We start from the raw sequence: 13,937 nt of genomic DNA, 5'->3' as shown, positions 1-13,937 counted from the left end.
ACGTGCAGCCTAATAGGCTCTGCCCTGATGACTCAGCGCCTTCTACTCCTCGATACGGCCAGCCTCTACTTCCGGGCCTACTTCGGCTCGCCGGAGATCCTCGCGCCCGACGGCACCAACGTGAACGCCGTGCGCGGTCTGCTCGGCTACATCTCCCAGCTCGTCGAGCAGTACGAGCCCACCCACCTGGCCTGCTGCTGGGACGACGACTGGCGTCCCCAGTGGCGGGTCGACCTGATCCCGACCTACAAGGCGCACCGGGTCGTGACCGAGGTCGCCGGCGCACCGGACGTCGAGGAGGTGCCCGACCCGCTCGAGCTCCAGGTGCCGATCATCCGCGACGTGCTCGCGGCGTTCGGCATCGCGGTGGTCGGCGCGCCCGGCTACGAGGCCGACGACGTGATCGGCACGCTCGCGACGGGGGCCGGCATGCCGGTCGACGTCGTCACCGGCGACCGCGACCTGTTCCAGCTCGTCGACGACGAGGCCGCCGTCCGGGTCCTGTACGTCGGGCGCGGCGTCGGCCGCCACGAGCGCGTCGACGAGACCTGGGTGCTCGACAAGTACGGCGTCCGCGCCGACCAGTACGCCGACTTCGCCACCCTGCGCGGCGACGCCTCCGACGGCCTGCCGGGCGTCAAGGGCGTCGGCGAGAAGACCGCGGCCTCGATGCTCCAGAAGTACGGCGACCTGGACGGCATCCGCGCCGCCGCCGAGGACCCGGCCAGCGACCTCGGCCCCGGCCCGCGGCTCAAGCTCAAGGACGCGGCGCCCTACCTGGACGTGGCCCCGACCGTCGTGGCGGTCGCGCGCGACATCGACCTGCCGCGCGAGCACCTGGCCCTCCCGGCGACGCCGGCCGACCCGGACGCCCTCGCCGACCTGGTGGAGCGCTGGTCGCTGTCCTCGCCGGTCGAGCGGCTGACCGGCATCCTGGCGCGCGCCGAGGGCTAGGACGCGCCCGGGACGCCCTCAGGGCCGAGCAGGCCCGCGTCGACGAGCGCCGGGATCACGTGGTCCCGGATCGCCGGCCCGAGGCCGGGCTTGGCCGCGTCCGCGACCCAGTCGAGCGCGGCGAGCTCGGCGTGGAGGGCCGGCTCGCCGTCGATGCTCACGACGAAGACGGTGAGCCGCATCGGGACCCGCTCGATCGCGGCGGGCGCCTCGACGTCCAGGAAGTGCTCGGCCTCGCGCACGACGACACCGAGCTCCTCGTGGACCTCGCGGCGCATGGCGTCCTCGAACGACTCCCCCGGCTCGAGCTTGCCGCCGGGCAGGTAGAACACGTCGGGCGCCGCGTGCTTGCTGACCACGAGCAGGCGCCGCTCGCGCAGCACGACGGCCGCGGCGACGACGAGGCCGGCGCTCACTCGCTCGCCACGATCCCGCGGCGCAGGAGCTTGACCAGCTGGCGCGCGGTGTCGCGCACCGGCGTCCCCGCCGCCGCGTCGGCGATCTGGCCGGCGAAGTCGATGAGCTGCTTCATCTGGCGCACGAAGTCACCGGCGGTCTGGTCGTTGCGGGTGATCACCTCGTCGAGGTCCTGACCCTCGGCCCAGCGGTACGCCGTCCAGGCGAAGCCCGGGTCGGGCTTGCGGAGGAAGTCGAGGCGGTGGTCGCGCTCCAGGCGCTCCAGCTCGCCCCACAGCCGCGTCATCGCGTCGACGGTCACCTGGATCGCGCCGCCCGGGACGTTCGGCGGGCCCTCCTCGGGCCGGCGGGCCTCGTAGACGAGGGCGGAGAGCACCGCGCCGAGCTGGGCCGGTGAGAGGTCGTCCCACAGGCCCGTGCGCAGCGACTCGGCCGCGACCAGGTCGAGGTCGGAGTAGATCCGCATCAGGCCGCGGCCACGCTCGGTGACGTCGTCCCCGACGAGGTAGTCGAGCGCCTCGAGCACCTCGAGCACCCGGTCGAAGGTGCGCGCCACGGTGTTGGTCCGCCGCTCGATGCGGGCCGCGAGCAGGTCGGTGTCCTTCTGCAGCTTGGCGTAGCGCTCGGCCCACCGGGAGTGGTCCTCGCGCTCGGAGCAGCCGTGGCACGGGTGCTCGCGGATCTGGGCGCGCAGCGCCTGGATCTCGCGCGCGGCGGCCTCGTCGACGGGCCCGCGCTCGGCCTTGGGCCGGGTCACCGACAGCGGCAGCGCCCGGACCGCCTCGCGGACCTGCTGGGCGATGTCCTTGCGCTGGTGCGGGTTGCGCGCGTCGACCCGCTTGGGCAGCCGGATGTGGGCGACCGGCTCGACCGGTGTCGGGAAGTCCATCATCGCCAGCCGGCGCCCCTGGCGCTCGGCGGTGATCACCAGCGGGCGGTGGCCGTGCTCGGACAGACCGGGCTCGACGATCACCGCCGGGCCCGCGAACTTGCCGACCGGGACGATGATCACGTCACCCGTCGTCAGCCGCTCCAGCGAGGCGCCGGCCTCGTCGCGGCGGTCGTGGCGGCGGGCCTTGCTGGACTCCTTCTCCAGCTCGCTGACCCGGCGGCGCAGGGCGGCGTACTCCAGGAAGTCGCCGAGGTGGCACTGCGCGGCCTCGGCATAGCCCTCGAGCGCGTCCTCGGCCTTGCGCTGCTGGCGGGCCAGGCCGACCACCGCGCGGTCGGCCTGGAACTGCGCGAACGACTGCTCCAGCAGCTCGCGGGCCTGGTGCCGCCCGTAGGAGTGCACCAGGTTGACCGCCATGTTGTACGACGGCCGGAACGACGAGCGCAGCGGATAGGTCCGGGTCGAGGCGAGACCCGCCAGCTCGCGCGGGTTCATCCCCGGCTGCCAGAGCACGACCGCATGGCCCTCGATGTCGAGACCGCGGCGCCCGGCCCGGCCGGTGAGCTGGGTGTACTCCCCCGGCGTGATGTCGGCGTGCGTCTCGCCGTTCCACTTCGAGAGCTTCTCCAGGACGACGGTGCGCGCGGGCATGTTGATGCCGAGCGCGAGCGTCTCGGTGGCGAAGACCATCTTGACCAGCCCGCGCAGGTAGAGCTCCTCGACGCACTCCTTGAACGCCGGCAGCATGCCGGCGTGGTGGGCGGCGACGCCGCGCGAGGCGGCGTCGAGGAAGTCGTGGTAGCCGAGCACGTGCAGGTCGTCGGAGGGCAGGCCGCCGAGGGTCCGCTCGACGTACTCGATCGCCTCGTCGCGCTCCTCGGGCGTGGTGAGCCGCAGGTTGGCCTCGAGGCACTGCTTGACGGCGGCGTCGCATCCGGCGCGGCTGAAGATGAAGTCGATCGCGGGCAGCAGGTTGTGCCGCTCGAGCTGGTCGATCACGTCGAGCCGCCCCGGGATCCAGATCCGGCGTCCGCTGCCGACGTTGCGGCTGCCGGGGCCGCCCTGGCGCCCGCGCGCGCCCTTGGGCGTGCGGCGGTCCTTGAGGCGGGTCGAGGCCCAGTCGTCGCGGGCGAGCTTCATCAGCTCGTCGTTGACCGGGGCGCCCTCGCGGACGAAGCCGGCCGCCGCGTCGACGTCGGAGGAGGCGAACAGGTCGAGCAGCCGGCGTCCCACCATGACGTGCTGGAACAGCGGCACCGGACGCCGCTCGGCCACGATCGTGCGGGTCGAGCCGCGCACCGTCTCGAGCCACTCGCCGAACTCCTCGGCGTTGGAGACCGTCGCCGACAGCGAGATCACCGAGACCGACTCGGGGAGGTGGATGATGACCTCCTCCCAGACCGCGCCGCGGGCCCGGTCGGCGAGGTAGTGCACCTCGTCCATCACGACGAAGCCCAGCCCGACCAGGGTCCGGGAGCGCGCGTAGAGCATGTTGCGCAGCACCTCGGTGGTCATCACCACGACCGGCGCCTCACCGTTGATCGAGGTGTCGCCGGTGAGCAGACCGACCTGGTCGGCGCCGTAGCGCTCGGCGAGGTCGTGGTACTTCTGGTTCGACAGCGCCTTGATCGGCGTCGTGTAGAAGCACTTGCGCCCGGTCTCGAGCGCCAGGTGCACGGCGAACTCGCCGACCACCGTCTTGCCGGCACCGGTCGGCGCGGCGACCAGCACGCCGTCGCCCTCCTCGACCGCGCGGCAGCCCTCGACCTGGAAGTCGTCGAGCTCGAAGGAGAAGCCCGCCGCGAAGTCGCGGAACACCGGGTGCCCCTTGTCCTTGCGGTACGACGCGTAGCGCTCGGCCGGGCTCTGGCCGGCCGGCTCCCGCTCGTCGGCGCTCATGCCATCACCCGCACCGCGCCGGGCACGCACTCGACGGTCATCGGGAGCGGTCCGAACCGCTCGCCGTCGGCGTACCCGACGATGCCGGCGCTGGCCACCGTGACCCGCTTGACGCGGTGGCGCTCGTACTGGGGGTGGCTCACGTGTCTCCCGTCGAAGAGCTTGGGGAAGGTCCTGATCAGCTCCATCCTGCCCACCGGCTTGATGAGGACCACGTCGAGGAGGCCGTCGTCGAGCTGGGCACCGTGGGTGATCCGCAGCCCGCCACCGAAGGAAGGGCCGTTGCCGACCGCGACCAGCATCGCCTCCAGGCGCCGCTCGACGCCGTCGAGCTCGAGGACGTACTGCAGCGGCTCGAAGACCCGCAGCTCGGCGAGCGTGGCCAGGTTGTAGCGCATCTGCCCGCGCGGCCAGCGCATCCGGTTGGCCCGCTCGTTGACGACCGCGTCGAAGCCGGCGGCGAGCACGCCGCCGAAGTAGCGATCGCCGATCCGGCCCAGGTCGATCGTGCGCGGCGAGGCCTGCAGGATCCGCTGGGCCGCCGCGGCACCGTGGCCGAGCGGCAGGTCGAAGTAGCGCGCGAAGTCGTTGCCCGTGCCCGCCGGCAGGATCCCCACCGGCACCGTGGTGCCCGCGGCCGCCTGGAGGCCGATGTTGACCATGCCGTCACCGCCGCACAGGACGAGCACGTCCGGCTCCTCGGCGACCGCCAGCCGGGCCAGGTCGAGCGCCTCGCCGGCGTCGCGACCGGTCAGGGCCGTCGTGCGCCAGCCGGCGCCGTGGAAGCGCGGCAGCGCCTCGTCGCGCATCCGCGCACCACGCCCCTTGCCCGAGGTCGGGTTGGTCAGGACGATCGCGCGGGGCACGGGTGAAGGCTAGCGGGGCCTAGAGGTCGAGCGGGCTGGCCTCGTCGGGCGAGAGCCCGGCGTTGATCCGGTTCTTGTCGCGACGCCGGTCGTTGAGCCGGGCGATCACCTCGGAGACGAAGAACAGCACGACCATCGGGACGGCCATGAACGTCATCGTGAACGGGTCGGTCGAGGGCGTGGCGGCCGCGGCGAACACGAAGCAGCCGATCACGATCCACGGGCGGACCGCGCCCAGCGCCTTGCCGCGCAGGATGCCCGCCATGTTGAGCAGCACCACGAAGACCGGGATCTCGAAGGCGACCCCGAAGACCAGCATGGTCCGGGTGAAGAAGCTCAGGTAGTCGTTGAACTCGACCAGGTTGGTCAGGTCGGCCTGGGTGAACCCGATCAGGATCTCCAGACCCTTGGGCAGGGTCACGTAGGCCAGCACGATGCCGCCGATGAAGAGCGGACCCGCGATCACCGCGAAGAGCGCCGTCCAGCGCTTCTCGGTCCGGTGCAGGCCGGGCAGGATGAACGCCCAGATCTGGTAGAGCCAGATCGGGCTCGTCCCGATGACCGCGGCCAGCCCGCACAGCTTGAGGTACAGGATGAAGCCGCCGGCCACGCCGCTGGTGGTCGCCATCGTGCGCTCGGCGCCGAGGGACTCGCGCGCCTTCTGGTAGGGCTCGTTGATGATCGCGAAGATCGGGTCGAAGAAGAAGAGCGCGACGATGAAGCCCACGAGGAGCACGAGCGCCGCCTTGAGGATGCGGGCGCGCAGCTCTCGCAGGTGATCGGACAGGGCCATCCGCCCGTCGCTACCGACGGGGTGGACCGGCCTGCCGACGAAGAGCTTGAGGATGCCGGACAGGGCCAAGGGTCAGGCGTTGTTCTCGCGACGCTCGTCGACGATCTCGCCCTCGGCGATCTCGTCGTCGGCGGCGTTGAGCTCACTGGTCGGCGCGGTGGGCTTCTTCTTGTCGTCCTCTTCGTCGCGCAGGCCCTTGGTCTCGGCCTTGAAGATCCGCAGCGCCTGTCCGGTGCCCCGAGCCAGGTCGGGGAGCTTCGCGGCTCCGAAGACGAGAACCACGATCGCCAGGATGATGAGCCACTCGGCTCCCTGGGGCATTCCGATCAGGGGGATCATCGGTGCAACCAACTCTCGTTGTCTCGGGTACTGCGGACGTGGCCCATGCTACGCCCATTGTCACAGGTAGAGGCTGAGTGTCTCCTGTGCACGTTCGGTGAACGTGTCGGTGAAGGTGCCCGGGCTGACCACCTCGGCGTGCGGCGCGAGGCGCAGGAGCAGCCGGGTGAGCCAGCGGCGGTCGACCACGAGGAGGTCGACCTCGGCCGATCCGTCCGCGAGCGGGCGCACCGCGCGGACCGGGTAGTAGTCGGTGGCCCACCGGGCCGGCGGGGCCAGCCGGAGGGTCACCGGGACGGCGTCGGGCGCGGCGTCGTCGGTGAACAGGCCGTCGCTGAGGTCGCGCGGGGCGCGCGGGGCGGTCGTCGTACGGCTGGGGAGGAGCTCGGCCTTGCTGATCCGGTCGAGGCGGAACAGCCGGTCGCCGCCGGCGCGGTGGCACCAGGCGTCGAGGTAGGCGAAGACGCCGTGGGTGACCACGCCGTAGGGGTCGACGACGCGCTCGGACTCCTCGTCGCGCGAGGGCACGAAGTACGACAGCCGCAGCTGCTGGGAGCCGGCCAGGGCCTGCTCGACGAGCGCGGTGAGCTCGGCGACGACGACCTGCTGGGCGTCGCGCGGGGACGGCGCCACCTCGACGTGGGCGGCACCGGCGGTGGCCGCGGCCCGCTCGAGCTTGGCCAGGACCCGGTCCACGAGCTCGGGCGTGGCGCCCGCGGCGCGGGTCTCGCGCAGCATCCGCAACGCGACGATGACCGCGGAGGCCTCGGTGGCGCTCAGCCGCAGGGGGCGGGCCAGGTAGTCGGCGTTCTCGACCCGGATCACGCCCTCGGTGACCGGGCTGCCCTCGTCGGTGACGATCGCGTCGAGGTCGACGTCGATGAGGTCGTCGGGGAGACCGCCGGGCAGGCCGCACATGAACAGCACCCGCAGGTCGCGCACCACCTGGGCCGGCGTGGTGCCGAGCACCTTGGCGGCCTCCTCGAGGCGGACGCCGTCGCGGTGGTGCAGGAAGGGCACCAGGGTCAGCAGCCGGGCGACCTGGTCGCGGGCACCGGGAGCGGGGGCGGACGCGCGGCTCACCGGGCCACCTGCTGGAGCCGGGCGACCACGTCGGCACGGATCGCGGCGGGCTCGACGAGGACGACGTCGGGACCGTGCGAGAGCACCTCGTCGGCCAGGCCCTGGGTCGGGCGGACCACCTCGACCCGGTCCCAGCCGGTGCGCTCGTCGGGTCCGGCGACGCCGGTCGTCACCCGGGCCGCCGCGCGGCGCAGACCGTGACCGGCGCCCTCGCGCACGAGGAGCACCGCGGTCGCGGTGGGGATCGGCGGCGCCATCCGCCGCGCGATCGAGCGCACGTCGGTGTCGGGCGGGACGTCGTACGCGCCGGGCTGGCCGACCAGCCGCACCTCACCGACGACCCGGGAGAGCCGGAAGACCCGCTCGGCCCCGCGATCGGCGTCGTGGCCGACGAGGTACCAGCGGCCGCCGTACCGGACGACGCCCCAGGGCTCGACGTGGCGGCGCATCGGGTCCTCGTCACCGGGGCGCTGGTAGTCGAACTCGATCGCCTGGCGCTCGCACACCGCGATCCAGCAGGTCTCGAAGGCCGGCTCCTCCGCGGTCAGCAGCGGGCGGGCGATCTCGAGCGCGTCGAGGTCGACGTCGATGCCGGCCGCGGTCAGCTTGCGCACCGCGTCGGTGGTCGCCTGGGCCATCGTCGCGTGCTGCCAGACCCGGGAGGCGATGCCGACCACCTGGGCCTCCTCGGCGGTGAGCTCGACCTCGGGCAGGGCGAACGCCTCGGGCGGGATCCGGTAGCCGACCTCGTCGTCGAAGAAGGGGTCGATCGGCGCCACCTCGACGGGGACGCCGAGGCTGCGCAGCTCGTCCTTGTCGCGCTCGAACATCTTCTCGAAGGCGTCCGGGCGCGAGTCGGGGTAGAGCAGCTCCCGGATCCGCTCCTTGGCGATCGGGCGCCGCTGGACCAGGAGCATGATGAGCAGGTTGAGCAGGCGCTCGCTCTTCGGCGCGGGCATGGGGACTATTGTGCCCCGTCGAACATCAGTTCGACGAACCCTCGCTCGCGCTGCCCGACGGCGTCGCCGTGCTGCTCGGCGAGCCGCTCGGCGTACCGCTCGGGGAGGCGGTGTCGGTCGGCTCCGGCTTCGGCTCGGGGTCGGCGACGTCGAGGATGTCGATGACGAAGTAGAGCGTGGAGTTGGCCGGGATGTCCTCGCCCTGGGCCTTGTCGCCGTAGCCCAGCTTGGGCGGGATCTCGAGGATCACCCGGCTGCCGACCGTCTGGCCGACCAGGGCCTTGGACCAGCCCTTGACCACGGTGGCCTCCTTGCCACCGAGGGTGGCGGTGAAGCCGCTCTTGCTGAAGCTCTCGTCGAAGGGCTTGGTGCCCTTGGCGAGCTGGCCGAGGTAGTTGACCAGCGCCTGCTGGCCGTCCTTGATCGCCGGGCCGGTGCCCTTGGTGAGCACGGCGACGCGCAGCTCGCCGTTGGCGGCGGGCACGCCCTTGAAGTCGAGCCCGGTCGGGACGCCGTCCTTCTCGACGACCTTGGGCGCCCAGGCCGGCGCGGTCTGCGCGGCACCCTCGGGCCCGGCGAGGCCGACGATGTCGGCGACGTAGAGCATGCCGTCCTCGTTGCCGATGTTGAGGTTGGCGAGCAGGGTCGCGGCCTGGCTGCCGAAGTAGTCACCGAAGGCGACGTCGCTGCCGACGGCGACCGCGAGCCGGGTGCCGACGGTCTGACCGGCCTTGATCTGGCCGTCGAGGCCGATCGCGAGCAGGTCGGTCAGCGACTGCGGCTCCTTCTTGGTGCCGATGCGGACCAGGGTGCTGAGCTTGGTGTCGTCATAGCTGTCGTAGGCGACCTTGTGGGTCCAGCCGTCGGCCAGCGTGAACTCGACCCGGACCAGGTCGCCGTTCTTGAGCGCGTCGCCATCGCCCTTGGAGACCACCTTGGACTCGGCCTTCTCGGCCGTCATGGTGTCCTTCCAGTCCAGCTCGGGCGCCTCCCCCACCGCACCGCTGATGCTGACGGCGTCGAACCCCTTGACGCCGTCGGAGGAGTCGCTGCCGCACGCGGCCAGCGCGAGGCTGGCCGGGAGCAGGGCGGTGAGGACAAGGGTCGTCGGACGTCGCAGACGCATCAGCACGCGCAAACCCTACCGAGTCACCCTGAGGAATCCGGCAGGAGTCGCTCACATGCCGTCGATGAGTCGCTGCACGCGCTCGTCGTACGCCCGGAACGGGTCCTTGCAGAGCACCGTGCGCTGCGCCTGGTCGTTGAGCTTGAGGTGCACCCAGTCGACGGTGAAGTCGCGGCGCCGCTCCTGGGCGCGACGGATGAACTCGCCGCGCAGCCGGGCCCGGGTGTTCTGGGGCGGGACCGACTTGGCCTCGAAGATCTTGAGGTCGGTGGAGACCCGGGCGACCGCCCCGCGCTTCTCGAGCAGGTAGTAGAGCCCGCGGTTGCGGTGGATGTCGTGGTAGGCCAGGTCGAGCTGGGCCACGCGCGGGTGGCTCATCGGCAGCCCGTGCTTGGCGCGGTAGCGATCGATGAGCTTCCACTTGATCACCCAGTCGATCTCGCGGTCGACCAGGCTGAGGTCGTCGGACTCGACCGCCTTGAGGCCCCGCTCCCACAGGTCGAGCGAGCGCTCGATGACCGGCGTGCTGATCCCACGGCGGTCGACGAAGTCGCGGGCCTTGGCGAGGTACTCGCCCTGGATCTCCAGCGCGCTCGCCTCGCGCCCGTTGGCCAGGCGCACCTTGCGCCGCCCGGTGACGTCGTGCGCGATCTCGCGGATGGCCCGGATGGGGTTCTCCATCGTGAGGTCGCGCATCACCACGCCCTCCTCGATCATCCGCAGCACCAGGTCGCAGGAGGCGACCTTGAGCATGGTGGTCGTCTCGCTCATGTTGGAGTCGCCGACGATGACGTGGAGCCGGCGGTACTTCTCGGCGTCCGCGTGAGGCTCGTCGCGGGTGTTGATGATCGGCCGGCTCCGGGTGGTCGCGCTGGAGACGCCCTCCCAGATGTGCTCGGCGCGCTGGCTGACCGAGTAGCTGGTCCCCCGCGGCGTCTGGGTCACCTTGCCGGCGCCCACGATGATCTGGCGGGTCACCAGGAACGGGATGAGCACGTCGGCGAGCCGGCTGAACTCACCGGCCCGGCTGACCAGGTAGTTCTCGTGGCAGCCGTAGGAGTTGCCCGCGGAGTCGGTGTTGTTCTTGAACAGGTAGATCTCGCCCGCGATGCCCTCGTCGTGCAGCCGCTGCTCGGCGTCGAGCAGCAGCCCCTCGAGCACCCGCTCCCCCGCCTTGTCGTGCGTGACGAGCTCGGTGACGTCGTCGCACTCGGGGGTGGCGTACTCCGGGTGGCTGCCGACGTCGAGGTAGAGCCGGGCGCCGTTGCGCAGGAAGACGTTGCTGGAACGACCCCAGCTCACGACCTTGCGGAACAGGTAGCGCGCGACCTCGTCGGGACTGAGCCGGCGCTGGCCGCGGAACGTGCAGGTGACCCCGTATTCGTTCTCGATCCCGAAGATCCGCCGGTCCATGTAGGCACACTACTGCCGTCGTGGGAGCCGCGCGGGAGATGCGGGCCGAGGGACGCGGTTTGGTCCCAAACCACATCAATTCAGGGGATCAACCTGCAGTTCGTGCCCAATCGACCGGGTTGGTTGAGCGGTACCAGCGGTTCATCACCCGCGCGCTCCCTACATCCGAGTAGAACGAATCGTCCACCAGCGCGCGCCACTTCCGGAGCCGCTCCGCCTGATGCGGCCGCCCCAGCGCCCGGTCGATCTCGTGCATCAGGATCGCGGCGTGGTTCAGCAGGTCGTCAAGCGTGTAGCCGCGGCGAACGTACGACGAGCTTGCCAGCGCACGCTCCCGACGGAGATCGCGCTTGTGCGTCGCCGCCTCGCGGTGAACTGCTCCGTCGTACTCGTGGACGTTCAAGGTGCCGACCACGAGCAGATCCGCACGGCCGATGAATCGTCCATGTTCGTCATGAACGTCGACCTGCGACTCGGTCGCGACATCCATGACGTCGTGGAACTTCCGAAGGAGAGTCTCGCCAGCAGACTCCGCCAGCGGATCGCGACCCTCCCACACCCAGCGCAGGCGCTTCGTGCCTGGGCGTCGCGATGCAAGAACGTCGTGCATCGCCGCCTCGTCAATGTGACCGAGCCGCACAGCCGAGTCGACCATGAGTGCCAAGTCGAGATCGCCGAGGTCGCGCGCCGCCCGAAGCAGGATCTCTGATGGGTGGTCGATGGGAAGGCCGTCCACGACACCCGCGGCCGACTCCCGTGTCAGCCGGGAGCAGATGACGGCGGGCCGTCGAGGACGACGCTCACCGCGAACGGCCGCGAAGTGTGGCACGTCCCGCGGCAAGGCCGGCAGCTGCCATCCGAGGAGACGCGCAGCGGTGACGTGGGTGAAGACAGCGCCTTCAGGCAGGACCAGGAGCAGCGCGCTCAGGTCGCGCAAGAAGTTGGCCCGCGTGCCGAGCTCAGGCGTTTCCGGACGGTAGAGACCGTGAGAGACGCGCTGATGCCCCGCGATGCGCACCTCGCCGCGGATAGCACCGTCGGGCCCAACTTCCATCCGGACAGAGTTGGCGTACGACGTTTGGAGATCAAGTTCGACCGGTGAGGCTGTGGACAGCAGTCGCACAACACGACGATCTGCGCGCTGATTGGGCAGAGACTGCAGCAGCAAGAGGCCGAACTGCTGCGGTTTGGTCCCAAACCGCAGCAACCCGGCACCCGGCACCCGGTCCGCGACTAGAGCGGCGGCGCCACCGGCGGCTCGCCGGACGACGGCTCGCCGGTGCCCGGGTCCTCGAGCGGCGCGACGTGGCCGGAGACCTGGTCGGTCGGGTCGGCCGGGTCGTCGGGGCCGCCACCGGCGGGCACGGAGCCGCCGACGCCGTCGTCGGGCAGCGGGGCGGCGTGCTCGGCCGGGCCGCGGTCGCCGAGAAGCTCCTCGAGGCGGGCCGGGAGGACCCGGCGGAACTTGCGCGGCTGGGTGCGGGTGCGGTCGAGGACGGCGACCTCGAGGTCGCCGACCGGGATCACCCGGTCCTCGACCTTTCCGCCGACGGCGGTGTGGCCGAGCGCGGCCACCGCGACGCGCAGGGCGGCGTCGAGGGTGGCGCCGTCGGTGTAGTGCGCCTCAAGGTACGACGTCACGGTCTCAGCGTCACCGCCCATCACCGCGTAGCCGTGCTCGTCGGCGACCCGGCCCTCGTAGGTCAGCCGGTAGATCTGGTCGTCGGCGGCGGTGGCGCCGACCTCGGCGACGAAGATCTCGACCTCGTAGGGCTTCTCGCCGCCCGAGGAGAAGATCGTGCCGAGGGTCTGGGCGTAGGCGTTGGCCAGGCCGCGGCCGGTGACGTCGCGCCGGTCGTAGGCGTAGCCGCGCATGTCGGCGAGGCGGACCCCGGCGATGCGGAGGTTCTCGAACTCGTTGTAGCGGCCGACCGCGGCGAACGCGAGGCGGTCGTAGAGCTCGGAGACCTTGTGCAGGGCCTGCGAGGGGTTCTCGGTGACCAGGAGGACGCCGTCGGCGTACTGGACGGCGACGAGGGAGCGGCCGCGGGCGATGCCCTTGCGGGCGAAGTCGGCCCGGTCCTTCATCAGCTGCTCGGGCGAGACGTAGAACGGGGTGCTCATGCCTGAGCCTCCTCTCCCCCGCCGGGCAGCGGGGCGACGGGTCCGTCGGGACGCTGCAGGCGGGCGCCGACGACCTGGTCGGCGAGGGCGCCGATCCGGTCCTCGAGGATGCGGACGCCGCCGTCGGCGGTGACCACCCACACGACCGGGAAGATCCGGCGGGTCAGGTCGGGGCCACCGGTGGCGGAGTCGTCGTCGGCGGCGTCGTAGAGGGCCTGGAGGCACACCCGGACGGCGTCGTCGGCGGAGAGGTCGTCGCGGTAGAGCTTCTTGAGGGCGCCGCGGGCGAACATCGAGCCCGAGCCGACGGTGAAGAACGCCGCCTCCTCGTGCCGGCCGCCGGTCACGTCGTAGCCGAAGATCCGGCCGGTGCCGCTGTCGAGGTCGTAGCCGGCGAACATCGGGACGACGGCCAGCCCCTGCATCGCCATGGCGAGGTTGGCGCGGATCAGCGCGGAGAGCCGGTTGGCCTTGCCGTCGAGGGAGAGGATCGAGCCCTCGATCTTCTCGTAGTGCTCGAGCTCGACCTGGAACAGCCGGACCATCTCGACCGCGAGACCGGCGGTGCCGGCGATGCCGACCACGGAGTACTCGTCGGCCGGGAAGACCTTCTCGATGTCGCGCTGGGCGATGACGTTGCCCATCGTCGCGCGCCGGTCCCCGGCCATCACCACGCCACCGGGGAAGGTCAGCGCGACGATCGTCGTCCCGTGGGGGGCGAGGTCGGCGGCCGCACCGGGGCTGCCGGCGGGCAGCGAGCGGCGGGCGGGGAGCAGGTCGGGGGCGTTCTCGGCGAGGAAGTCGCTGAACGAGGAGGTGCCCGGGCGCAGGAAGGCGCCCGGGATGCGCGCGTCGCTCATCGGGGGCTACTCGCCGCCCTTCTGGATGAACGACTTCACGAAGTCCTCGGCGTTGGTCTCGAGGACGTCGTCGATCTCGTCGAGGATCGCGTCGACGTCGTCGTCGAGCGACTCCTTGCGCTCGGCGACGTCGCTCTCGGGGGCGACCTCGGTGGTCTCCTCGGTCTCGTCGGACTTGCGCGGCTGCTTCTGCTCCTGAGCCATGTCCCAAC

General features: G+C 71.5%; 14 protein-coding genes. 1 reads left to right on the top strand and 13 read right to left on the bottom strand.

Features of this window, described 5'->3' with window-relative positions:
• The first annotated feature begins 27 nt into the window (after nucleotides 1-27).
• A complete protein-coding gene (locus tag M0M48_RS08935; protein WP_257750851.1) occupies nucleotides 28-954 on the top strand; it encodes a 5'-3' exonuclease in 927 nt (308 codons plus the stop codon).
• Here M0M48_RS08935 and M0M48_RS08930 read toward each other — a convergent pair.
• From M0M48_RS08930 to M0M48_RS08870, 13 genes are all read right to left on the bottom strand, one after another.
• Nucleotides 951-1,370, bottom strand: coding sequence for an NUDIX hydrolase (locus tag M0M48_RS08930; RefSeq protein WP_257750850.1), 420 nt, complete (start codon nucleotides 1,368-1,370; stop codon nucleotides 951-953). The two genes, M0M48_RS08935 and M0M48_RS08930, sit on opposite strands and share 4 nt — an antisense overlap.
• Entirely contained in the window at nucleotides 1,367-4,162 is a 2,796-nt protein-coding gene (locus M0M48_RS08925; RefSeq protein ID WP_257750849.1) for a DEAD/DEAH box helicase, read from the bottom strand. Before M0M48_RS08925 ends, M0M48_RS08930 begins: the two co-directional genes overlap by 4 nt.
• The gene (locus M0M48_RS08920; protein ID WP_215815935.1) at nucleotides 4,159-5,028 is read right to left on the bottom strand and encodes a diacylglycerol kinase; all 870 of its coding nucleotides are present in this window, start codon (nucleotides 5,026-5,028) and stop codon (nucleotides 4,159-4,161) included. The genes M0M48_RS08925 and M0M48_RS08920 overlap by 4 nt, the downstream gene beginning before the upstream one ends.
• 19 nt (nucleotides 5,029-5,047) lie before the next feature.
• Nucleotides 5,048-5,821: a twin-arginine translocase subunit TatC gene (tatC, locus tag M0M48_RS08915; protein WP_252373573.1), complete on the bottom strand. Its 774-nt coding sequence runs from the start codon at nucleotides 5,819-5,821 to the stop codon at nucleotides 5,048-5,050.
• A 72-nt stretch (nucleotides 5,822-5,893) separates the two neighbouring features.
• Nucleotides 5,894-6,160, bottom strand: coding sequence for a twin-arginine translocase TatA/TatE family subunit (gene tatA, locus M0M48_RS08910; RefSeq protein WP_257750848.1), 267 nt, complete (start codon nucleotides 6,158-6,160; stop codon nucleotides 5,894-5,896).
• 60 nt (nucleotides 6,161-6,220) lie between these two features.
• Complete coding sequence (locus M0M48_RS08905) at nucleotides 6,221-7,243, bottom strand: helix-turn-helix transcriptional regulator (protein WP_257750847.1); 1,023 nt, start codon at nucleotides 7,241-7,243, stop codon at nucleotides 6,221-6,223.
• A complete protein-coding gene (locus tag M0M48_RS08900) occupies nucleotides 7,240-8,202 on the bottom strand; it encodes a helix-turn-helix transcriptional regulator (RefSeq protein WP_215815938.1) in 963 nt (320 codons plus the stop codon). The genes M0M48_RS08905 and M0M48_RS08900 overlap by 4 nt, the downstream gene beginning before the upstream one ends.
• Nucleotides 8,203-8,227: 25 nt before the next feature.
• Nucleotides 8,228-9,328 carry an FKBP-type peptidyl-prolyl cis-trans isomerase gene (locus M0M48_RS08895; protein ID WP_257754466.1) on the bottom strand — a complete coding sequence of 367 codons (1,101 nt, stop codon included), beginning with the start codon at nucleotides 9,326-9,328 and terminating at the stop codon, nucleotides 8,228-8,230.
• Nucleotides 9,329-9,379: 51 nt separating this feature from the next.
• A complete protein-coding gene (gene pafA / locus M0M48_RS08890; protein WP_215815940.1) occupies nucleotides 9,380-10,741 on the bottom strand; it encodes a Pup--protein ligase in 1,362 nt (453 codons plus the stop codon).
• Nucleotides 10,742-10,829: 88 nt separating this feature from the next.
• Nucleotides 10,830-11,864: a hypothetical protein gene (locus M0M48_RS08885; RefSeq protein WP_257750846.1), complete on the bottom strand. Its 1,035-nt coding sequence runs from the start codon at nucleotides 11,862-11,864 to the stop codon at nucleotides 10,830-10,832.
• Between the two features lie 110 nt (nucleotides 11,865-11,974).
• The gene (prcA, locus tag M0M48_RS08880) at nucleotides 11,975-12,865 is read right to left on the bottom strand and encodes a proteasome subunit alpha (RefSeq protein ID WP_257750845.1); all 891 of its coding nucleotides are present in this window, start codon (nucleotides 12,863-12,865) and stop codon (nucleotides 11,975-11,977) included.
• The gene (gene prcB / locus M0M48_RS08875; protein ID WP_257750844.1) at nucleotides 12,862-13,725 is read right to left on the bottom strand and encodes a proteasome subunit beta; all 864 of its coding nucleotides are present in this window, start codon (nucleotides 13,723-13,725) and stop codon (nucleotides 12,862-12,864) included. Before prcB ends, prcA begins: the two co-directional genes overlap by 4 nt.
• 6 nt (nucleotides 13,726-13,731) lie before the next feature.
• Complete coding sequence (locus M0M48_RS08870; RefSeq protein ID WP_215815944.1) at nucleotides 13,732-13,929, bottom strand: ubiquitin-like protein Pup; 198 nt, start codon at nucleotides 13,927-13,929, stop codon at nucleotides 13,732-13,734.
• Nucleotides 13,930-13,937 lie beyond the last annotated feature (8 nt).

This window comes from Pimelobacter simplex (assembly GCF_024662235.1).
In the GTDB taxonomy this organism is placed as follows: Bacteria; Actinomycetota; Actinomycetes; order Propionibacteriales; family Nocardioidaceae; genus Nocardioides.
Note: the sequence above shows the minus strand (reverse complement) of the source record. Positions and strands in the feature narration are given on the sequence as shown.